The organism is Alteromonas sp. MTD1 (assembly GCF_042848195.1).
Lineage (GTDB): Bacteria > Pseudomonadota > Gammaproteobacteria > Enterobacterales > Alteromonadaceae > Alteromonas.
This window is the reverse complement of sequence record NZ_BTGG01000008.1, coordinates 29,939-52,288: the sequence shown is the minus strand read 5'-3', so window position 1 is coordinate 52,288 and position 22,350 is coordinate 29,939. Positions and strand designations below refer to the sequence as shown.

Below are 22,350 nucleotides of genomic sequence, written 5' to 3'. Positions count from 1 at the left end.
CTCCTTTGAGAACGATTTTCATTAATTAGCATTTTAGATTTACCTTAGCTTTATTATTTTTGTTTGTGCCTTCTTGCAGGTTAAATCCGTTATTTATATTTATTGATTAATGGTTCTATTCTTTAAGTCACGCTTAATGACATGTCAGAGAAATTAGATCTAAGCTTGTTATTAATACTCAGTTTCTTCAGTAAAAATAAGGTCTGTAGATAGGTCTGCACAAATAGTGAAAAAAAGCTTGCAGTAATACCTGTTTTACCGCTCCCCGCCGGGCCAGTAAGAATTACCATATCAATGTGCGGGTCGAGCAGTGCATGAAGCGCCATTGCTTGGCCTATATTTTTTGGTGTAATACCCCATGCATGACGGCTCATTAAGCGCTCGTACCCTAAGTCGAGCACTTCTAATGTATCCTCAGATATATCCTCTATTAACCCAGCAAATTGATTGGTTTCATCTAACAGGAATTCATTAATATAGGCTTCAGGCAGCATAGATTTGGGCACGGTATGAATGGTGTCTCGCCCTTCTGTTCGGCTATCTACACTTTTCACCTTATCCCAAAAGTTTCCTTCAAACGTATGGAAACCACGAGACAGATATTTGATATCGGTGATCAGCTGGTCAGTGCGATAATCTTCAACATGTGCAAGCCCAGCCCCTTTAGCTTTAAGCCGCATGTTTAGGTCTTTGGTTACCAGTACCACCTTTTGCGGCGCAAAGGTTTTTTGCAGATGCAGTGCCACGTTGATAATGCGGTTATCGTTTTCGTTACTAGTAAACACCTGCTGTGCCTCAACCATATTGAGGTCGGCAAAGATTGACAAGCTGCCCGTCGGCGCGGTTTGCCCTGCGCCTAACCCTTTCATAGAAACACCAGCTAACATATCGTCTGGCGTGGCGTCGTGCAGCAGGTCTTCCATCGACCGAATAGACACACGAGCGTCTCTGGCAACGTCTTTTTTACTGTCCTTTATATAGTCGAGTTCTTCCAATACGGTCATTGGAATAACAACATCGTGTTCTTTAAATGAGAGAAAAGCGTGGGGTTCGTGAAGCAGTATATTGGTATCTAGGACGTAAATCTTGGTATCGGTAGAATTTTTTCTTGGCATCCTTCACTCCAGTAAATAAAGCCAAGCTAGTCGCAATAAACACATATCTACGTGTGTGAACTAGCAAGCTGCAGTTGCGCTTGCTGGGTGATGCCGCTCGAAACAGGACATCCTCCCTACTCGCGTCGACTGAGAAGCAGTACTACACCTTCTGCCTCGAAGGTTCGTTTGTTAAGTTATCGAACCCTTAATTTTACCTTAATGCAGAATTTCACTTTTAGCACTGTTTTTCTGCTTTTATTTTTATCCAACTTCATTACCTAATTTGTAAACTTAAATAGGCACTGCGATATAACAGTAGTTGCACAATACTGACTATGTACAGCGAAACATGGAGCGATGACCTTCAAACGACATGGATGTCGTTTGGGAGCCACACGGATGTGTTTATGCGTGTCATCGCCTCCATGCTCCACCACACTAACTCCTCATCCAAATATTCAAAACAACAACCAATAGTCTAGTATTAATGACTTATCACAACGCAATGCGTACAATACCGCCCCCGCAAAAAAGGTAGTGTTATATGAGTTCAGATAGTCAATTTTCAGTAGGTCAGCGTTGGTTAAGTAATACCGAAACAGAATTGGGGTTAGGCGCCGTTATTGGGGTCGATTTTCGTTCGGTTGAAGTGCTGTATCCAGCCACAGGTGAAGCGCGCATTTACACCAAACAGGAAGCGCCTTTAACGCGACTTATTTTTGAAATTGGCGACACGGTAAAAAGCCAAGATGGTTGGGAAATGACCGTGGCTGAAAAAGAGGAAAGCCAAGGCGTATATATCTATCACGGCTTGCGTGAAGATACCAAAGCACAAGTTCGATTGCCTGAAACCATGTTGGACCACCATATTCGCTTAAACCAACCAGAAAAACGTTTGTTTAGCCAGCAGCTTGATCATCCAAAATGGTTTGATTTACGCGAGCGCGCCCTCGATTATCAATACGACTACCTTCGCTCAAGCACTATTGGCCTTGCGGGTGCGCGTATATCACTTATCCCACACCAGCTTCACATTGCGTCTGAAGTGGGTGGCCGTCACGCTCCTCGCGTATTGCTCGCCGATGAAGTGGGGCTTGGTAAAACTATTGAAGCCGCATTAATTATTCATCAGCAGCTTAAAACGGGCCGCGCTGAACGCGTACTTATTTTGGTACCAGACTCACTAGTTCACCAATGGCTGGTTGAAATGCTTCGTCGCGTAAACCTACCTTTTGCGATATATGATGAAAGTCGCTGTGCGGCAATTGAAGAAAGCGAAACATCGGAAGATGGCAGCGTTAACCCGTTTGAAAGCGACCAGCTTGTGCTATGCAGCATCGACTTCTTAAGCCAAAGTGAAAAGCGCCAACAACAAATTCAGGCAGCTAGCTGGGATTTAATGGTAGTTGATGAAGCGCACCACCTTGCTTGGTCACAAGAAGCACCCTCGGCTGAATATAACTGCGTAGAGGCGCTAGCCAACAACACGCCTGGCGTACTATTGCTAACGGCAACGCCAGACCAGCTAGGTCACGAGAGTCACTTCGCACGCTTGCGACTGTTAGATCCTGCACGTTTCCACAGCTACGATGCGTTTTTAAACGAAGAATCGAAATACAGCCAGCTTGCTGATGCCGTAGCACCGTTACTTTCAGATGCCGAACCAAACGACAAACAGCGCACTAAACTGGCTGAATTTGCGCCTGATGTAATGGAACACGCTGGCGATTTAACGCAACCTGATGCCCGCCACGCACTGTTACATCAGCTTATTGACTGTCACGGTACAGGTCGCATGTTGTTCAGGAACCGCCGCGCCAATATTGAAGGTTTTCCAGAACGTAAACTCAGTGCATATGAATTGGCGCTACCCGACGTTTACGCCGATGCAATTACAGGCGGCGATCTAACCTATTCGCTTTACCCAGAGCGCATGGTAAGCGTTGTTAACAGCTGGACTAAGCACGACCCTCGAGTAGCTTGGTTACTTGATTTTATGCAGGACGTTAAGCCACAGAAAATCTTGCTAATTTGCGCAAGTGCACGAACTGCGCAAGAGCTAGGTGAAGTTATTCGCACACAAACCGGTATTCGCCATAGCGTGTTCCATGAAGGAATGAGCATTGTTGAGCGAGACAAAGCTGCTCATTATTTTGCTGATGAAGAAGAAGGTGCACAAATACTGCTGTGCAGTGAAATAGGCAGTGAGGGGCGTAACTTCCAATTCGCTCACCACTTAGTGTTGTTCGACTTACCAATTACGCCTGATTTACTTGAACAACGTATCGGCCGCTTAGACCGTATTGGTCAAACGCAAACCGTTCAAATTCACGTGCCTTATTTAGCAAAAACAGCACAACACGTATTACTTGAATGGTATCACGAAGGCCTAAATGCCTTTGAGAAAACCTGCCCTACGGGTTCGGGGGTTTTCGACGATGTTAAGCCTCTTTTGATTGGCGCTTGTCTACACCCGGACGATATGGGTGCGCGGGACGAGCTAGTAAACATGAGCGTTACGTTAAACAGCCAGCTTATTGCGCAACTAGAAGCAGGTCGGGACCGTTTACTAGAACTAAACGCATCGGGTGAAGGACGCGTAGAACAGCTACTAGAAGACATTATTACGCTTGATAGCGAACAAGACTTGTCGCGATTTATGGGTCGCGTTTTCGATGCTATTGGCGTGCAGCAAGATGAAAAGGGCAACGACTGCTTTATTCTTATGCCTACCGAATCAATGGTAAGCCAGCTACCTGGCTTAGACCCAGAAGGCATGACGGTTACCTATAAACGTCGTGTGGCAACCACACTTGAGAACGTTCAGTTTTTAAGCTGGGACCACCCGCTAGTTCACACTGCTATTGATGTTGTACTTACCGACGTACACGGCAAAAGCAGCATTGGCTTTATTGCAGAACCATCATTACCTAAAGGCGCTTATTGGCTAGAGGCTTTGTTTGTGCTTCATGCACAAGCACCCAAGGCACTTCAGCTTGGTCGCTTTTTACCGCAAACACCCATTCGCGTGTGTTTAGACGCACAAGGTAATGCCAGCGAATTAAGTTTTGATGTTAAGCGTAAGGTAGGACGTAAAATCTCTTCTCAGCTTTTGAAGGCGCTTCAACAGCCACTTGAGCTGGCTATTGAGAAAACCAGAAAGCTGGCACACCAGCAAGCTAATCAAAAGCAACACGACGCGTTAACAACAATGCGCAGTACACTAAACGAAGAAATTCAGCGTTTACGCGACCTACAAAAACGCAACCCTGCGGTACGCGATTCTGAAATTGAATATATAGAAACGCAGATGAACGCGCTAGACACGGTTATTCAAAGCGCTGACGTGCAGCTAGATGCACTGCGCATTGTGGTGAATAACCCGTAATGCCAAACCCTGATTTTGTTTACAACCCGCCTATGTCGCCTTATCTTGATTTTGTTTATCAAGATAACGACATTGTTGTTGCACAAAAGCCCAGCGGTTTACTCAGCGTACCGGGCAAAGCGGCAGAGCATAAAGATGCGCTGATCACCCGAGTGAACGTTGTTTACCCTACGGCCACTGTTGTGCATCGTCTTGATATGGCTACGTCAGGGTTAATGGTGCTGGCGCTTAACAAAGACAGCCATCGCAACATATCAAAACAGTTTGAGTTGCGGCAGACAAAAAAGCGTTATTTTGCTCGCGTGTATGGTCATATTGCCGATGATCAAGGGGAGATAAACCTTCCTCTTATTTGTGATTGGCCAAATCGTCCAAAACAAATGGTAGACTTTGAGCGAGGCAAGCGTGCAATTACTCAGTTTCAGGTGGTGTCTCGCGAGGTGGATTCGAAGCAGCGTCCATTTACGCTAGTTGCACTTCACCCTATAACTGGGCGCTCACATCAGCTTCGGGTTCATATGCTTGAGCTTGGCCACCCCATACTTGGCGACCGCCTTTACGCCCATTCAGATGCACTTGATATGGCACCACGCCTTCAGCTTCACGCCGAAAGCTTAAGTTTAAAACACCCGCAAACCGACGATTGGCAGCACTTTCGAAGCGCTATTCCATTTAGTGAGTTCAGCCCTGAGCCTTTGTAAATTAGTCGCGCGGGCCTTTGTAGACAAAGGCTCAATACCAATCTTGCTTGCCAAATAGTATTTAACTGTGGATGAAAACCATTTCAGTTTTTGCCAAAAGCGCCGATACTTTAAGTAGGTCTTAATTTTAATATCAAAGAAGGTGTTTATTCATGTTCAAGCAATACATTGTTTTGCTTTTAACATTAAGCACCCTGCTATTTTCAGCTTCAGTTCACAGTAATTTCTTTGATGACGTAAGCCAAGCCTACATTCCAACTGATGTCAATGAAATTATAGTAGGCGATGGCACCGCGCCTATTATAGAAATTGAAGCACATACGCCTTTGCCTCTTGGTGTAGCTGTAATCTTAACAAGTTCATATCCTTCCAGTCTTACGCTTGCACAAGGGCAGTCGCTCGGTAGCGCATTGGCAGAAAAAGGCTGGAATGTATTGATAAGCCCGTTGAGTTTGCCAATTGAAAAAATGGCTATTACCTCAATTGGCACCAATAGCTCATCTAGCAACACAAACAGCAACGACACTGCAGCAGCCAGCATAGACAAAAACAGAATGGCTAGTGATGATATGAATGAGAGTAATATGGCTACGGAAGGTCTGCATCCAAGAAGCAGTTTACTTTTTAATAACCTCGATTTTCAACAAGCAACAACCAACCTCGCTATTCACTTAAATGCATTAAATAACCACCTACAGTCACGACCAGGTTATCGACTGTACATTGCACAAGGTATGTCGGCGGCCAGTTATCTTTCAGCAATACAAATACAACCTGATCTTCAGCCAGATAGCTTCATTGCTGTTTCACCTTTCTGGCCTGAAACATTAATAAACTCTCGTATAATCAAAAACATAGCTAAAAGCAGCTACCCCATTCTTGATATTTCTATTGAAGGTTTAAGCGAGTGGGAGCTTAACACTGCTCCAGAGAGAAAGAAGCGCTCAAAAAACGAACTAAAACTACATTATAGACAGGTTAAAATTCCAAGAAATTTATTAACCTTTAGTATAAATAAAAATCAAAAAAACCCACATATTCAATCAGTTGCAAATAGCACTATCGGCTGGACTCGCTATTTGGGCTGGTAAAATCTGCCCTTCCGTTTTACGCTAAATTTAATACAAAAACAGGCACCTACAGGGAACCATGCGAAAAGCAGCAAGGAGCTGTAAGCAGGAGAGCAGCAATGAACTATACTTCTAATAGATCGCAATACTGGTTGGGTGTCTCGTGAACGTTCAAGAGTTTGTAAATACCAAAGCGAAGCAACTGTGTTTTTATTTGGAAGCATTTTGGCAAGGCGAACTTCCTATTGAAGAGTTAGAACTTTTCTTTTGGGACACAATGGAAGAGTGGGGCCAAATTAGTTTCACGTTAACGCAGCCATACACACAACAAGAGCGCGTATTCTGGCATCTTCTCCACCAAGTACATTATTGGAATGAAGAGAAGCTGATGCAGGATAAATATCTACTCGATGAATTAAAAAACTGCGTAAAATATCTTGAAGGCACTGGTCATTGCCCGTTGGACTGTGTTGGCGTTAGACCTTAGTAAAACGCCTTTTGACAGCGCTTCTCTAATCAAAATAGTGTTCATCGCAAATCAACTTTCTACATCACCTATTGCAGATTAACCATTGCCAAATTAGGTCTAGCATGGCTCAATGTGTGTTTCGACCTCGCGTAAAGGGAAACGCTTTTGCTCAGTGCATTAAACACCTATAAAGATAAGCGCTTTATAAGTATTTTCTTCTTCGGTATTTCAAGCGGGTTTCCGTGGATAATGATCGGCTCCGTGCTTTCTGCATGGCTTAAAGACGATGGCCTTTCACGTTCGGCCATTGGCCTGTTTGGTGTTATTTTTTCCGCTTACTCATTCAACTTTTTATGGTCTCCATTAATCGACAAATTGAGGCCCCCGTTTTTAGGTCAACGGCGAGGCTGGATCTTGTCTATGCAAGCCATTGTTGTGGCACTCTGTATAGCAATGTCTCAGTTCACAACACAAGACAATTTGTTCTTCATAGCCCTCGTTGGTCTTATTATCGCCATTGCATCAGCCACTCAAGATATTGCCATTGATGGTTATAGAATTGATACCATTGATGCTAACGACAAAGACGGAATGTCTGCCGCTTCATCAGTGGCAACAGCAGGTTGGTGGACTGGGTATGGTGGATTAGGTGCACTGCCCTTCTTCTTAGCTGACATGACAGCATGGTCATGGCCCTCGATATACCTGCTGTTAGCTGCCATTATGGGCGTATTGATGCTAGCAACATGCCTAAGTTCAGAACCGCAAATCGACCGAAAGGCACTGCTTCAAGAAATTCATGGTGCCTCGTCTAGCGATAACTCATTGAAAAGTTGGCTTTACAGTACGGTTGTTACTCCCTTCGCTGAATTTTTCAACCGCAACGGGGTGAAGCTTGCAGCCTCTTTTTTACTTTTCATTTTTCTATTCAAAATTGGCGAAGCGTTTCTAGGCCGCATGAGCATTGTGTTTTATAAAGAGGTTGGCTTTTCGAACACAGATATTGCGACCTATTCCAAGTTACTTAACTGGTGGGTAACCATTGTTTTCTCGTTGCTTGGGGGAATTGTAAATATTCGCTTTGGCATATATCGCGGCCTAATGGTGGCGGGTATCGCAATGGCAGCGTCTAACTTACTGTTTGCAGTCATTGCGCAAACAGGGCCTTCTACCTCGTTACTTGCTATTACCGTTATTGTTGATGGCTTTACTGGTGCATGGAGCACGGTGGCCATGGTGGCGTTTATTTCGTTGTTGTGCAGCCGAGCATTTAGTGCAACACAATATGCGTTAATGGCCTCGCTAAGTGTAGCTGGACGCACTTTGGTTGCTAGCAGCAGTGGCTTTTTTGTTGACTCCATGGATGGAAACTGGAGCCTGTTTTTTATCCTTACTGCACTTATGGTTATCCCAAGTTTAGGGTTTCTTTATAGTATTCGAGAGAATATAAAAAAAGTCGAATATTCATAATCTTAACTATTTTCTTGAAAGCAATCACGTTTGTTCTAAAGTTAAAGAATATACAGTATTCATTAACCATAAGCCTTCAGCGTAATAAGCCTCGCTTGAGGTGTTAGCGACAAGGGAACACTTTTGAGTCAGCACGTACAAGATCGCGCAGACAATGCGCTTTCACCACTTTTAAAGAAGGCAACTTTTTCTAAAATGACGGTGCTTGCGGCAATTGTTTTTTTTGGCGCGGCAGTGATACTTCTTACGTCTTTATACCAGCAGCAGAAAGTAAGCACAGCGCTTACTGAAAAAAGTGCGCTTGAAGCTACCATAATTGCTTTGGAGCATCGCATTAATCGCTACTATACATTAGAGCAGCCCAATGAAGTTACCGCATTACGTGAAGATATGCGGAAAACTTACACTAGTCTAAAACAATATGTAGTAAATGATATTGATAACGATTTTGTACCAAAGGTATTGCCGGTAGACGAGTTTCGCCAGAAGCAAAGGCAGTTAAGTAAAGATTCGGCTTATCATATCGCACAAGACTCTGTTCACCTTCTGCACACCATACTTAACGTCTCAGTTGATGATAGCAAAATACTGCTGGGAACAAATTTCACGCTGCTACCTTTAGTTAACGCTATGCAAACCGAAGAGCGTATTCTAATTGATGAAATTGCCATGCTACGGCAGGAAATGATTGTGCTTGTGCTCGTAGCACTAACGATAGCGGCAATATTGGTTGGTATAAGCTGGCTCTTCAAAGACTTTATTCCACACAAAAACGCATCGTCATTACATCGTTCTCATCTGCGTTTAGCGCTTATCGATCAAGAAAAAGAGCTGCGAGAAAAAGAGTTTTTACAACTTATCAGTCAAGAGTTTAGAGCGCCTATAAGCGCCATTATTAGCGCACTTGAATTAATTCCTAATTTGGAAGACCAGCGTGAAAGGCTTATTCGACAAGCTGAACAGTCTAGCTATCGGTTGCTTAATTTAACCAATAACCTTACCGAAGTGTTGACGAAACATTCGAGTAAAGACTTAGAAATGACTGAGGTCGATCTGATAAGTTTACTCGACGAGTGTATTTCTCCTTTTTCGGTACAAATAAAAGATAAGAAAGTCGATTTCAATATGCATTGCAGCCACAGCGTGCCCCATTTCATTGAATCAGACCCCACAGCCATTGCCAAAGTTATCGTGAACGTCATGGACAATGCCGTTAAATTTACTAATAGCGGACTTATTGATATTGCCATGACGACCGAAGTAAAAAACCAAAAGGTTTTTTTAGCGGTCACTATAAGCGACACCGGCATAGGCATAGACGATAAGACGCGTGAGAAAATGTATAACCGTTTCTATCGTGGCGCGCATACTGGCTCTCAACGATTCCCTGGTGCAGGTATTGGTCTGTCTGTGGCCAAACGTAATCTAGATAAACTTAATGGAGCAATAGAGGTAAGCAGTACAGTTGGCGTTGGCTCTGAGTTTAAAATTTATATTCCAGTTAAGCCCCTCGAAAGCTTACCAAGTGCTAAAGAGACAGCGACTAATGCTCGTTTCGCTATTGTTGATGATCTTGAGATTTCCCGACTCCACCTGCAATCTATTATTACTAACGAAGGGTATAGCGCACGCACATTCTGTTCTGGTGCAGAGTTAATTAACCTGCACGATGATGTATTACAGTTTACTGCGATAATCGCAGATTTGTATATGCCGGGAATGTCTGGCTTAGAGTTAGTAAGAACACTTCACGCTATTTATGGTGAGCGTATTCCGCCTGTTATTGTGCTATCGGCCACGCCTGATATTGCCAACATCGTGGCTAAAAGTAAGTTACCCACCTACCAAAGCTTTGTGAAACCAATTGATAAACAGCGCTTTGTCGATGCCATTCGTACTATTGCCGAGCACAAACAGAAAATTATTGAAAGCGAACGCACTGCGAACATCCTCTTGGTTGAAGACGAACCCATTAATGCTGAAATGGTAGAATACATGCTTGAGACCATGGGACACATTGTCACCACGTGTTATACCGGTGAAGACGCAATTCAACACGTGGGCAACAATCAGTTTGATTGCGTGCTGCTTGATATTAACTTACCGGATATAAGCGGGTTAGAAGTGGCTAAAGTAATTCGTGAGCGCTCGCCAACATTGCCCATTGTCGCACTAACGGCTAATGCGCATCGCAGTGATAAAGTGGCGTCACTGGCTGCAGGTATGCGATACCATCTTGTCAAGCCAGTGACGTATCAGGAATTAAAGAACACGCTAAAATTAACGCTATAGCGTAATAGCCTCGAACACGCGGTACTGATTACGGCCGTTTTCTTTTGCTTCGTACAGCGCTTGATCGGCAAGTTCTAACCATGCCATAGACCCTTTGAAATCACGCTCAAACTGTGCCAAGCCAATACTTATAGTAAATTGAATGGTTTGACCTTCGTGTTCAACTTCTAAGCGCTGCGCTAATTGTCTGATGCGTTCTGCCACTACTGCCGCGCTCTCAACTTTTGAGTCTGTTAAGATTATTGAGAACTCTTCGCCACCATAACGACCGGCAAGATCGGTTTCACGCACGCAACGCTGAATAAGCTGCGCTAACATCTTAATCACTTTATCACCCGCTTGGTGACCGTACGTGTCGTTAATACGCTTAAAGTGGTCGATATCAAGCATCATTGCGGTGCTTGGCTTGTCTCTACGCTTACACAGCTTAAACACATCTTCGAAGCGCTCTTGCCAATAGCGTCTATTATAGAGCCCGGTTAAACCATCAACTCGGCTGGCTATTTTTAGCTCCTCGTTAAGGTGCTCCATACCCAGTTTACCAAGCGCCTGCTCGGTTACATCGTATACCAGCATGCAGAACTTATCGACGTTGCCGTCTTGGCCAACTAACGGAAACATAGTCACGTTTTGGTACATATGCTTTGCAGCACACGTTACCGGGCGGTTACAGCCAAACTTAAATAAGTAGGGACGCTGCTCCCAAATAATAAACACAGGGCTTTTTAGATTGAAAACAGGATCTACTTTAGTACGCAACCACTGTTCTTCAATGTCGGTAAAATGCGAAAACAACACTTTTCCCGTAACGTCCTCAGCGCGGTCGCCACTGTGGTTTTCCATAAACTTGTTGAACACCTGAATACGGAAGTCTTTGTCTAAAATGACAATACCTACTTCAATTGAGTTAAGCAGCTCTGTTGGCACCGCTGAATGTTGCGACGGTGTAGAATTTAACATTGAATGCATAGATGTGTTCATACCGCATCCCTATGGTCATCGAGTAAGCGCGCATAAACTTGTGTCATAGCGTCACCCGGGAATAGAAGTAGCAAATCAAAAGCGATATTTCGCGCTTTTATTGCGTATCCAATTTCAATAGCCATTAGCTTGCCCCATCGCTGAACGTTGTCGCTTAGCAGTGTGGATAAGCCTTTGTGCTGACCGAGTAATACTGGATGCGTATGACTAAACGCTACCTGTAACTGTTCAGACAAACCGTTAAGGCAGGCGCCAATCAAAATATTAGATACATCCATTAAGGCTTCTAGGGCAAGACCATCAGACGAGTGACTTTTCGGGTATTTCAACAGCTCAACAATATTCTGTGAGTTTGTATCGTTGAAAATAACCAAAGCCTCTCCGCTAATACCTTCGCTCACAAACCCTTTTGAGACTGCTGACACGCTGTCATTGCGATTTATCTCGGCCACCGCCATCGACAGTTCGTTACTTTCAATAAGGTTTACATTGGGAATAGGTAAATCAATAAACTCACCCAGCAACTGCGCTAAGTTTTCACCCGCTCGCCCCATAGCAACGTTTACCATTTCACGGCACGCGTCCAGTTTGTCTTCTAAACTTATTTCAGGCGCGTTTTTGCGAACCGAACTTAATGGCACAGGGGCTTTATTACTACTGTTTGTATTGTGCGCGATAGCTTTCGCTTCATTCTGTGCCTTTACTTTGCGAAGGTTAGAACCGGTGCTGTGTGAACTGCCGCTATAAATGCCATAAGCGGTTAGTATGCTGGTAAGCTTTTCGTTATCAATTGGCTTGCGAATAAAATCAAGCGCACCGAGATTTATCATTCGCTCACGGGCTTGAGGCTGAACATCACCCGATACCACAACAACCAAACAGGGCAAGTCTTCTTGGCGAATAACATCCATGGTTTGGTAGCCGTCCATTATCGGCATATTCAAATCTAGAAATACAACGTCGCCTTTGCCCTGACGAATATACTCAACTGCCTGTTCGCCATTTTCAGCAAAGGTGATATCAACGTCCCACTCATCGGGTAAACTGCGCGCCATTTGGCGTCTTGCGAACCCTGAATCGTCGCAAATTAATATAGGAGTACTCATTTGTATTTCCTTATATTGCGACAGGCGCTTTTATGTGTGGGTGAGACTGATAGTTTTGCAGTTCAAAGTCTTCGAATTTGAAACCAAAAATATCTTTCACATTCGGGTTTATCGCCATTGTTGGGCGCTCGAATGGTTCTCTGCTTAACTGCAACTCCACTTGTTCTAAGTGGTTTGAGTAAAGATGCGCATCACCTAGCGTATGAATGAAGTCGCCTGGCTCTAGGTCGCACACCTGCGCCATCATCATGGTAAGCAGTGCATAGCTGGCAATGTTAAACGGTACGCCTAAGAAAATATCGCCGCTTCGTTGATAAAGCTGACAGCTAAGCTTGCCATCAAGCACATAAAACTGGAAAAGTGTGTGACAAGGAGGTAATGCTTGCTTACCCATTGCCGCATTTTCTTTTGGTGAATAGTTGGTATCTGGTAGAACGGCGGGATTCCAACCACTAACAATTAAACGTCTAGAGTCTGGATTAGTTTTGATTTGTTCAACTACATCGGCAATTTGGTCGACTGACGTGCCGTCGCCTCTATCCCAGCTTCTCCACTGACTACCATAAACTGGGCCTAACTCGCCTTCGTCGGTAGCCCACTCATCCCAAATGCTAACGCCATTTTCTTTCAAATAAGCGATATTAGTTTCACCCTTTAGAAACCAAAGTAGTTCGTGAATTATCGACTTAAGGTGACACTTTTTCGTTGTCACCAAAGGGAATCCTTCCTGGAGATTAAAACGCATTTGATACCCGAACACGCTTAGCGTGCCTGTACCAGTTCGATCTTCCTTTTTCACGCCCGTATCACGTACATGGCGCATTAGAGCGAGATATTCTTTCATCTTTCTTCTTATAATTTCTTATTCAACACGGTTTTTTCCACGCATGTAAGCGCGGACGATCAATCCTATTCCTAAAGCGATCATAGGTAAACAAAGAAGTTGCCCTTGGCTTAGTCCCATTTGGTATAAGCCAATATGTGCGTCTGGCTCTCTGAAAAACTCCACAATAAAGCGGAAGCTGCCATAACCTAATAAAAACAAACCACTTACGGCACCCACAGGACGTTTCTTCGCAGAGAACAGCCACAATATAATGAACAACAACACGCCTTCCAGCGCAAACTCATAAAGCTGAGACGGATGGCGCGGCACATTTCCAGCGTTTGGAAATATAACGGCCCACGGCACGTCAGTGCTTCTACCCCACAGTTCAGCGTTTAAGAAGTTACCTATTCTTCCCGCACCCAATCCTATTGGTACAAGCGGTGCGACAAAGTCGCCTAATTGTAAGAATGTGGTGTTCATGCGTTTCGCCTGCCAAAACAGCGCAGCTAACACACCTAGCAGGCCACCATGGAACGACATTCCGCCGGCCCATATTTTAAAGAGATAAAGCGGGTTGTCGAGGAACATACCAAACTGATAAAACAGTACATAGCCTATGCGTCCACCAAGAATAACCCCTACGAAACTCCAAAACAGTAAGTCGCTTAGTTGTTCTTTGCTCCAACTGGTATTAGCCAAACGCTTTTGAGCCAGTAGATAAGCGGCAATAAAGCCCACCAAATACATAAGCCCGTACCAACGAACGCTAAGTGGCCCTACGCTGAAAATTACTGGGTCGATACTAGGGAAAACCAGAAAACTGCTCTGTTCCATTCTATTATTCAATTCCTACAATCATTCTAATACTTACCAGTATTAGCAAACACGCTAACATGGCTTTCAACACTTTCACATTGGCTTTTTGGCCTAATTTAGCACCAGCATTCGCTGTAAATACCGACGTAGTTACGATACCCGCAGTAGCTGGTAAAAACACGTATCCAACACTATATGGCGGTACATCAGATGCGTTCCAGCCCGCCACAACAAAGCTCGCCGTGCCAAAGAGCGCGATCACTAACCCACTAAATGCCGCACAACCAATGGCTGCCCGAATATTAACTTTAAACCACACCAGAGCCGGCACCAACAGCGCACCGCCACCGATGCCCATTAAGGCGCTGATAATTCCAGTGCCACTACCAACCCCAATTAAGGCAGGTTTCGACGCATCGGTTTGTGACGCTTTCTGCTTTCCAAAAATCATTTGCGCCGCGATAAGTATAACCAGCACCGCGAATACATTTTTAAGCAACTCACCCGAGATATGGCTGGCAACTTGCGCACCCAGCACAGCGCCCACCGCAATGCCAATTGAGGTGTATAACACAATGTTGGGCTGAATATTGCCAAGGCGATAATGCGCAAAGGCAGACGACATTCCTGTAAATATAATGGTAGACAGCGAAGTGGCTATGGCCACCGGCATCACGGTTTCCGTCGTCATGCCTAGGAAGTGTACAAGCAGATAAGACAGCGCCGGCACAATAATTAGCCCGCCACCTATACCCAACATTCCCGCAAGGATCCCCACTACTGAGCCTAAAAAAAGGCAACACACAACAACGATAACCAAGGGGTCCATTTAATATTCCTTCCTATAATCGGCCACAAGATTATCACACACAGCGCACTATCGCATATGCCCATTTTACTATGACTTTATTAGGCCCCAGCTCTAATTAGACCGCCAAGCCCTTTTGTTTCTAAGTATTCGTTCAAATGAACAAACACCTCTTCTTGACTGGCCGCGGTGAGTGCTAGTGCAAGTAGTTGTTTACACTCATCTAGGGTTACTTTTCTAATCAACCAGTTAATTTTTCGAACGTTGAAACCGTTCATGCTTAAACGTCGGTAACCCATTCCCATCAGTAACAGCGCGCCTGCCGGTTCACCCGCTATTTCACCGCATATTGTTACGGGCACTTGGTTCTGATTTGCTTTTTGAACAACATCATACAGCGCCCCAAGCACAGCGGGATGGTAGCTATTATAAAGCCCTGCTACTCTGGAATTATTGCGGTCTACGGCTAACAAGTATTGGGTTAAATCGTTGCTTCCTACCGAAAAGAAATCGACATGTTTGGCAAGTTGAGGAAGCTGATAAAGTACAGACGGAACCTCTAACATAATACCAAGCTTAGGTTTTTTCAGAGACTGTTCTGTACTAGCAATCTCATCTGAAATTTCAAAAAACGCTTGGTTAATTAGCCTTTTAGCTTCTTGCACTTCTGACACAGTGGAAATCATGGGCAACATAATTTGCAAGTTGCTCAAGCCCACACTGGCACGCAGCATAGCTCGAATTTGTACCAAAAAGATTTCTGGGTGGTCGAGTGTTAGGCGAATGCCTCGCCAACCAAGGAAAGGGTTTTCTTCGTTTATCGGAAAGTACGGCAGCGGCTTATCGCCACCCACGTCTAGGGTGCGCATAGTAATAGGCAGTTCAGGAGCTGCTTCTAGTACTCTCCGATACAACATTACCTGTTCTTGTTCCGACGGGAAGCGTTCGCGCAGCATAAACGGTATTTCTGTACGATAAAGTCCAATACCGGCGCCCATTTGCTCGGCATTTAGCTCTATTTCTGCTGATAAACCGGCGTTAATGTACAAAGACATTCTACAGCCATCTACGCTTTCGCAAGGTTTATCCGCCTCAGCGTCAATCATCTCTGCGATGGCCGATTCTTCTTCAATAAGCTGAGTAAATTCAGCTTTTATGTTTCGCTCAGGCGAAATAATGACTTCACCTGAGTAGCCGTCTAACAGTATTTCTTTGTCTTCGAGCAGTGCGGGCGACACACTCTGGCAGCCCATCACAGCAGGTACCCCCATCGCTCGCGCTAGAATAGCGGCATGAGAGTTGTTAGAACCTCGCACTGAAATAATGCCTTTCAGTTTGTCACGAGGAAACTCTGCGAGCATGGGCGCAGATACTTCGTTGGCTACGAGTATACTGTCGTCAACCACCACTTTCTCAGCCACTTTATGGCCGTTAGCTTCATGCAATATATTGGCAAGTATGCGGTCTGAAAGATCTACAATATCAATGGCGCGCTCCTGCATGTAAGGGTCTTCCATGGCTTGGAAGCGCGCTGCATAGTTTTCTACTACCATTTTAAGCGACGACGCTGCGTCCCATCCTTCCCGTATTTTTTCTTCTACTTCACGCCCTAAGCTATTTGCATCAAGTAAGTGGTGATAAAGCTGGAAGATAGACTTAACGTCTTCTGGCAAGCCGTCATCTAAGCGTTGAGATAAGTCATTTACGTGCTCGCGGGTAACTTCTACCCCTTTGCGATATAGCTGAATTTGATCAAGTGGCGACTGAGTGCGTCTTACTACCCAGTTCTTTAAGTTTATTGACTTATCGGGAGAGACCCCTTTACCAATAGCAAGCCCCGGAGAACCCGCTATACCGCGTACGTTTTTTTGTTGCGCTACTGTGTCGTTTGACGACGATAAAGTTAGCGCTCCGCGAATATCTGCATTCGTAATTTCAAGGGCTAGCTGCGCAGCAAGCGTAACAAGAAAGGCTTCTTCGTCTTCACTAAATCTGCGCATTTGCGACTGCTGAAGGGTAATTACGCCCAACACACGACGCTGATTTATTATTGGCGTACCTAAAAACGCGTTGTAGTTATCTTCTTTAACTTCGGGGTAATGCTTAAAACGAGGATGTTGGTGAGCATTTACAATGTTGAGCGGCTCTTCACGCTGCCCTACAAGACCAATTAAGCCTTCAGAAAAACCAATGCGTACATGCTCAACCGCATCAGGGTGTAGACCATCGGTGGCTTTTAAAATGAAATGCTGAGCTTCATAGTCGGCAAGGTAGATAGAGCAAGAGTCGACATTTAGGGTTTGCTTAACGCGCGAGGCAAGGCGGAATAACGCCGTGTCTAGCGCAGGAATGCGATTCATTTCCTGCACTATTCGTTTCAGTGTTGCCAGCATGGTGCCGGGGTTACTTTGCGCGCTCAACAGCTATTCCTTTGTGATTACCCCCGCCTACGCTTTTTACCACGTTTATGTGGTGCTGCGTTGGGGCGTTGCTGGGCTCGATGCTGTGCCGCCATGACAACCGGCGAGAACTCTTTCATTACTCTGCGGTATACATCTCGTTTGAAAGACACAACATTTCGTATAGGGTACCAATAGCTTACCCATCGCCAGTCATCAAACTCCGGATGACTTGTTTTAAGCACATTAACATCCCTCTCGTTACAATCGAGTTGCAACAAGAACCATTTTTGTTTTTGCCCTATACAGACAGGGTTACTTCCTTGGCGAATAAGTCGCTTCGGTAGTTTGTATCTAAGCCAGTTTCGAGTTACACCTAAAATGGTGACATCTTTCGGTGTCAATCCCACTTCTTCATTAAGCTCGCGGTACATAGCTTGTTCGGCAGATTCCCCTTCATCAATTCCGCCTTGAGGGAACTGCCATGAATGTTGACCATAACGCCTTGCCCAAAATACTTGACCCATTTTGTTGCAAATCACTATGCCCACATTCGCACGGAATCCATCGGCATCTATCACATAGACTCCCGGGCACACTATACTGTTATATGTTTTCATTCTTCCACAAACTATGCTCCAATCATAGTTTTATTGTTCACTGTTAATTGTCAGCTAGGAAAAAAGCCACGCTTATGCAGCCACCGCAGTCTCCTCCTTGTTCACCTGAAGCTTTATTATCACGCTGCCACGCCATTGCAGGATTAACGCTAGGCGAGCTTGCTGATATGGCAAATGTGGCCATTCCCGCCAACTTACAGCGTCATAAAGGGTGGCCGGGTATGCTAATTGAAAAGTGGCTGGGGGCGAGTGCAGGTTCAAAGCCGCAGCAAGATTTTCCTGAACTCGGTATAGAACTTAAGACCATACCGATTGATGCACAGTTTGCACCGCTTGAAACCACTTATGTGTGCTTTGCACCGCTGCTTATGCAGCCGGGTATCACCTGGGAAACCAGTAATGTGCGCAACAAACTTCAACAAGTATTATGGCTACCTATTGAGGGCGACCGAGAAATTCCCCTAGCTCACCGACATGTAGCAACTGGCTTTTTCTGGCGTCCGTCGCCAAATGAAGATGAGATACTGCGTAATGACTGGGAAGAATTAACCGAGCAAATCATCACCGGCAACGTAGAGTCGATAACATCAAGGCAAGGCGAAGCACTGCATATTCGCCCCAAAGCCGCAAATGGAAAGGTACTGACTGATGCGCTGGGCCCAGAAGGCCAGCGAATTAAAACCAGACCCCGCGGGTTCTATTTAAGAAAAACATTTACCCATCACATCTTAATTAATGCGTTTAGCTAAAGCGTTTGGCGAGCGCAGTTTTTAGTGTGCTTTTAACGCGCTGTGTATTGCTTTGCCTAGGATTTGTTTTTTAAGCGCTAGGTCGTTTTTTACTGAAATATTTGCCTAAGTAGTCGCTTAAGAACTTTTCCGATTCAATCCCCATTGCATTAGCGCGTGATGCCAAAGAAGTGTCTGCTGGCAGTAGCTCGTTTTTAACGTACTCAAGGCGGTAGTGAAAAATAAAACGCTGGAATGTTTTCCTCTCATTTACCTGAAGTGCAATAGCAAACAGCGTAGGCTCAAGATGTGCGCCCTCGCAAAATGATTGCAAGGTAAGAAATGGCTTTTTAAATGCGTTTGAGGTGACCGCATAACGCTCTGCTTTCGACATCATACTGCTAATTTCATAGGGCGATGCTTTACCATGGTCTAGTTGTGTGTAATCGATAGGCGACGGCAACGTGCTTCTTACAAACGTTAGGCTAAATAACACCAGTACCAGTGAAGCCCCCAACATTAAATGATGAAAGCTCTCCCAAAACGGCACTTTTAAAAAGCCAAACATCACTGCGGTAACCAGTAAGATGCTAACAAACGCAATGCCAACTACACTCCCCATCACCGCCGCTAAACGTGGCACTTTTAATGGTTTCGTATCCACTGCCTGTAGCGGTAAGTAACGATGATAATGCTGAATATGCTCGGTAATAAGAATGCCAATAAGCAATACACTGAAACTGGTTAGCAAAGACGGTAGATAAGCAGGCCACAGGTATAGCGGTTCGCCCACTGGTGAGGCGGCAAACCATGCTTGCTTATCTTGAGATGGTATAAAAAGAATAGAAAGCTGCAACAGGGCAGTCACTGCTACTGGCCACCACAAACGCTTTCGTGCAGAGGGCGTTGCAATAAGCATTGGCTTTATGGCGCGATAGCAACAGGTAATCGCCACTACCGCAAATACCTCAGATAAACCGTAAATTGGCGCCCATTGCGTGGCATTAGTAAGCCGCAGCCATTCGTCTGTCATGTAAAGCGGCCAACATGCAAATGCGCCAAATAACCAGCGTAGGCTATGTAAATTGACTTTTTGAATAAACAAGCGCACAAAACCAATGACGAAAAGCGCCGCTAGTGTAAATAACAAATAGCCATAAACTGGTGACGTCATTTACTTTCTCCATCCATGGGTTGCGGTAACACCTTTAATACCAAGACTGGCAATAACAAAACTGACAATGATAAGACTACCAATAAATGTCGCGTTGCATGGCCACTGTCCTTGTGCGCTCCATAACACGAATAAGCGTAGTGAGTTTCTCTGCCGTCCACTTACGTAGTTCGGCATCTGAACCCACATCAGCATCTACAACAGACTCTTTCAACATCAGTAGTGCATTCAGCTCGTCAATGCCCGTAAGTAAATCTAACCAAGGCGCTCTAAAATTACCGCGTTCTTCTACAAACAAATCACCTAATAGAAAACCGCTCCAAAGGGTCTGGCGAAGCACGACTTCCACAGATGAATAATTAGCCGGCCCCATGGTTTTATTTAATGGCATGCTTTGTTGCACCGTTTGCCAGCCTTGCGACAACCACCCTTTAGCGTGATCTAACACGGTATGGTCGAAGCCTGGTGTTGCCTGCTGCCACGGTTTGTTCTGTATTAGGCGAATAGCATGAATTTTAATGTCGGTAGCTTGGTTGTCGAAAAACAGTTTTTCAGGTTCATGGGCATGCAGTAGCCCAGCCTGACGGCCCTGTAAATAGCTTACGATAGCGGCATGCTTGCTGAGCGTTTTATTAAACAAGCTCTTCTTCGACAATAAGTAACGAAGGCTTTGTAAGTCATCCTGCCATGTCCACTGCTGCGCATGGGCCACCAGCTTTTTGTGAAGAGCAAGTAATTCTGGGCACTGTAGCACAGGCAAATACAACGATACGCTTTGCAAAAGTAGTCGAATACTCTTGGCCACTTCTCCCAGCATTTTTATAGCGCCACTTTCTACAAACATATGCTCGTGATATTGCCAATGTGCTAGCGCAGTTTGTACGGCAAGACAAAAGGCTTCTTCGGTTGTGGTGGTATCTTCAAGGGCCAAAAAGTCAGGAAGTGGACGTATTTTTGCGTTAAAGCCATGCAGCAGTTGATAGCCCTGTGCTGCTTTCGATACATCGCTCAAGCGCACTTGCATGTGGTCGTTAATTAGCGTGGCTAATACAAACAAGCTGTTTATATCGCCGCTCATTAATTCAAGCTCTATTTCATTAATGGGTGAACTAGCTTTATCGGTGCTTGCTTCGCCGCAGTCCAATACCACTTCAACCACACTATTTTCACACTCCACTACATAGGCATGGCGCGTAAAATGCGTACTAAACTGTTTGGTTAAACCTTCATTTTTTGTTTGTACATCGAAATCCTCAGGCCAAACCGACTCATCAAAAAGCGTGAGGTCGGGCTGAGAGTTGTTCAAATCGATATTGTACTCTGAGCGCTTGTGAAGACCGCCACTGACCACGCCATTGGTTTTAAGCGTTTGCTCGTAACGACCATCGTTGCCGCGTACTCGAAAACCCATTTTTCTCTGTTGAAAATCGAGCTTGTCGGTATCGTAATAATCGTTTTCTAAACGCATGGTGTTGTGCGAGGCAACGCGAATGTTGTTTTTCTCAAAAAGCGGTAGCACGCTTTGGGTGAACGCGTCGTGAGCATCAACGCCGGTAACAAATTTTAGTTCTATTTCTGACATGGTTGCGCTGGGCAGCTTGTAATGCTGACACCTTACCTTTGTCTTGGTGTTTTCGCAATGTTAGTGCTTTACCTAAATTAGACAAAAGTGGAACAAACTTGCCTTTATCGCGGTCAACCAATACCATCATCTTGTTTTAACATTCGGAATTGGACTTCATATGATTCGAAAGTGGTTTGCGGCAGCGCTTGTTGTATGCTCTTTTCAAGCATTTTCGCTACAGGATATCGCTGAGTTAGACGCATCTTCATCTCATTATATTAGAGATGATTTGTTTGTATTCATGCACGCGGGAGCTGGTAGAAACTATCGCATTTTGGGGTCGATAGAAGCGGGCACGCCTATTACCGTTATCGACAGAGATAACGACGCGGAGTTTACACAAATTACCGACGATGAAGGTCGTACAGGCTGGGTAGAAAGTCGCTTTGTGTCAAACACGATGTCGCAGGCCGAGCAGCTGCCTATTATTAGTGAACGCTTAGCCGAGAGCCAAACAGCACTGCAAAGTGCGCAGTCTGAAAATGCGCGTCTTCGTCAGCAGCTTAATGACGCTCGTCAGCAAGTTTCAACGCTGACTACCACCAACGACGAACAAGCCACACAAATTACCCGCCTATCGGCCAAAGTAGAAAGCGCCAATAAAGACGAGTTGGTAATGTGGTTTACACGCGGCGGTATGGTAGCGGGCGCAGGCATTTTGCTGGGCGTATTGCTAACCTATATGCCTAAGCGTAAACGCAGAAACAGCGAGTGGATGTAAACACCCCACCCAATAAAAGCAAAAAGGCAGTAATAACAAAAAGCCAGCTATATAGCT

General features: G+C 44.9%; 17 protein-coding genes and 1 pseudogene. 8 read left to right on the top strand and 10 right to left on the bottom strand.

The features are described 5' to 3' along the window. Positions 1 to 251: 251 nt before the first annotated feature. Positions 252 to 1,115, bottom strand: a pseudogene (locus ACGHAV_RS11855) (PIN domain-containing protein); the annotation flags it as partial. Positions 1,116 to 1,641: 526 nt separating this feature from the next. Between ACGHAV_RS11855 and rapA the strand changes: the two are divergent. The 6 genes from rapA (at position 1,642) to ACGHAV_RS11825 (ending at position 10,487) form a co-directional block, all read left to right on the top strand. After that, positions 1,642 to 4,485 carry an RNA polymerase-associated protein RapA gene (gene rapA / locus ACGHAV_RS11850; RefSeq protein WP_390380788.1) on the top strand — a complete coding sequence of 948 codons (2,844 nt, stop codon included), beginning with the start codon at positions 1,642 to 1,644 and terminating at the stop codon, positions 4,483 to 4,485. Further along, positions 4,485 to 5,186 (top strand): bifunctional tRNA pseudouridine(32) synthase/23S rRNA pseudouridine(746) synthase RluA, encoded by a 702-nt coding sequence (rluA, locus tag ACGHAV_RS11845; protein ID WP_390380785.1) that lies wholly within the window; start codon positions 4,485 to 4,487, stop codon positions 5,184 to 5,186. Before rapA ends, rluA begins: the two co-directional genes overlap by 1 nt. 152 nt (positions 5,187 to 5,338) lie before the next feature. Continuing rightward, positions 5,339 to 6,277, top strand: a complete 939-nt coding sequence (locus ACGHAV_RS11840; protein WP_390380783.1) for a DUF3530 family protein — start codon at positions 5,339 to 5,341, stop codon at positions 6,275 to 6,277. A gap of 142 nt (positions 6,278 to 6,419) precedes the next feature. Beyond that, positions 6,420 to 6,743, top strand: a complete 324-nt coding sequence (locus tag ACGHAV_RS11835) for a hypothetical protein (protein ID WP_390380780.1) — start codon at positions 6,420 to 6,422, stop codon at positions 6,741 to 6,743. A 147-nt stretch (positions 6,744 to 6,890) separates the two neighbouring features. Continuing rightward, positions 6,891 to 8,195 (top strand): AmpG family muropeptide MFS transporter, encoded by a 1,305-nt coding sequence (locus ACGHAV_RS11830; protein ID WP_390380777.1) that lies wholly within the window; start codon positions 6,891 to 6,893, stop codon positions 8,193 to 8,195. A gap of 123 nt (positions 8,196 to 8,318) precedes the next feature. After that, the gene (locus ACGHAV_RS11825) at positions 8,319 to 10,487 is read left to right on the top strand and encodes a response regulator (RefSeq protein ID WP_390380774.1); all 2,169 of its coding nucleotides are present in this window, start codon (positions 8,319 to 8,321) and stop codon (positions 10,485 to 10,487) included. Here the strand turns inward: ACGHAV_RS11825 and ACGHAV_RS11820 are convergent. The 7 genes from ACGHAV_RS11820 to rppH all read right to left on the bottom strand — a co-directional run bounded on the left by ACGHAV_RS11820 (position 10,482) and on the right by rppH (position 18,007). Further along, complete coding sequence (locus ACGHAV_RS11820; RefSeq protein WP_390381268.1) at positions 10,482 to 11,447, bottom strand: diguanylate cyclase; 966 nt, start codon at positions 11,445 to 11,447, stop codon at positions 10,482 to 10,484. The genes ACGHAV_RS11825 and ACGHAV_RS11820 overlap by 6 nt on opposite strands. A 17-nt stretch (positions 11,448 to 11,464) precedes the next feature. Beyond that, complete coding sequence (locus tag ACGHAV_RS11815; RefSeq protein WP_390380771.1) at positions 11,465 to 12,574, bottom strand: response regulator; 1,110 nt, start codon at positions 12,572 to 12,574, stop codon at positions 11,465 to 11,467. Between the two features lie 10 nt (positions 12,575 to 12,584). After that, the gene (locus ACGHAV_RS11810) at positions 12,585 to 13,418 is read right to left on the bottom strand and encodes a thymidylate synthase (protein WP_334015307.1); all 834 of its coding nucleotides are present in this window, start codon (positions 13,416 to 13,418) and stop codon (positions 12,585 to 12,587) included. Between the two features lie 18 nt (positions 13,419 to 13,436). Next, positions 13,437 to 14,237 carry a prolipoprotein diacylglyceryl transferase gene (gene lgt / locus ACGHAV_RS11805; protein WP_334015306.1) on the bottom strand — a complete coding sequence of 267 codons (801 nt, stop codon included), beginning with the start codon at positions 14,235 to 14,237 and terminating at the stop codon, positions 13,437 to 13,439. 4 nt (positions 14,238 to 14,241) lie between these two features. Next, positions 14,242 to 15,048 carry a sulfite exporter TauE/SafE family protein gene (locus tag ACGHAV_RS11800; protein WP_390380767.1) on the bottom strand — a complete coding sequence of 269 codons (807 nt, stop codon included), beginning with the start codon at positions 15,046 to 15,048 and terminating at the stop codon, positions 14,242 to 14,244. An 80-nt stretch (positions 15,049 to 15,128) separates the two neighbouring features. Then, positions 15,129 to 17,420 carry a phosphoenolpyruvate--protein phosphotransferase gene (ptsP, locus tag ACGHAV_RS11795; RefSeq protein WP_390381265.1) on the bottom strand — a complete coding sequence of 764 codons (2,292 nt, stop codon included), beginning with the start codon at positions 17,418 to 17,420 and terminating at the stop codon, positions 15,129 to 15,131. A 44-nt stretch (positions 17,421 to 17,464) separates the two neighbouring features. Further along, positions 17,465 to 18,007 (bottom strand): RNA pyrophosphohydrolase, encoded by a 543-nt coding sequence (gene rppH / locus ACGHAV_RS11790; protein ID WP_334015304.1) that lies wholly within the window; start codon positions 18,005 to 18,007, stop codon positions 17,465 to 17,467. A 113-nt stretch (positions 18,008 to 18,120) separates the two neighbouring features. On the opposite strand from rppH, the gene mutH reads away from it, so the two are divergent. Then, positions 18,121 to 18,795: a DNA mismatch repair endonuclease MutH gene (gene mutH, locus ACGHAV_RS11785; protein ID WP_390380763.1), complete on the top strand. Its 675-nt coding sequence runs from the start codon at positions 18,121 to 18,123 to the stop codon at positions 18,793 to 18,795. Positions 18,796 to 18,865: 70 nt separating this feature from the next. On the opposite strand, the gene ACGHAV_RS11780 is transcribed toward mutH, so the two are convergent. Together ACGHAV_RS11780 and ACGHAV_RS11775 are read right to left on the bottom strand one after the other, a co-directional pair. Beyond that, positions 18,866 to 19,948, bottom strand: coding sequence for a DNA mismatch repair protein (locus tag ACGHAV_RS11780; RefSeq protein WP_390380760.1), 1,083 nt, complete (start codon positions 19,946 to 19,948; stop codon positions 18,866 to 18,868). A 76-nt stretch (positions 19,949 to 20,024) separates the two neighbouring features. Further along, positions 20,025 to 21,530, bottom strand: a complete 1,506-nt coding sequence (locus tag ACGHAV_RS11775; RefSeq protein WP_390380757.1) for an inorganic triphosphatase — start codon at positions 21,528 to 21,530, stop codon at positions 20,025 to 20,027. Positions 21,531 to 21,690: 160 nt separating this feature from the next. Here ACGHAV_RS11775 and ACGHAV_RS11770 point away from each other — a divergent pair, with 160 nt between their 5' ends. Further along, positions 21,691 to 22,293: a TIGR04211 family SH3 domain-containing protein gene (locus ACGHAV_RS11770; protein ID WP_390380754.1), complete on the top strand. Its 603-nt coding sequence runs from the start codon at positions 21,691 to 21,693 to the stop codon at positions 22,291 to 22,293. Positions 22,294 to 22,350 lie beyond the last annotated feature (57 nt).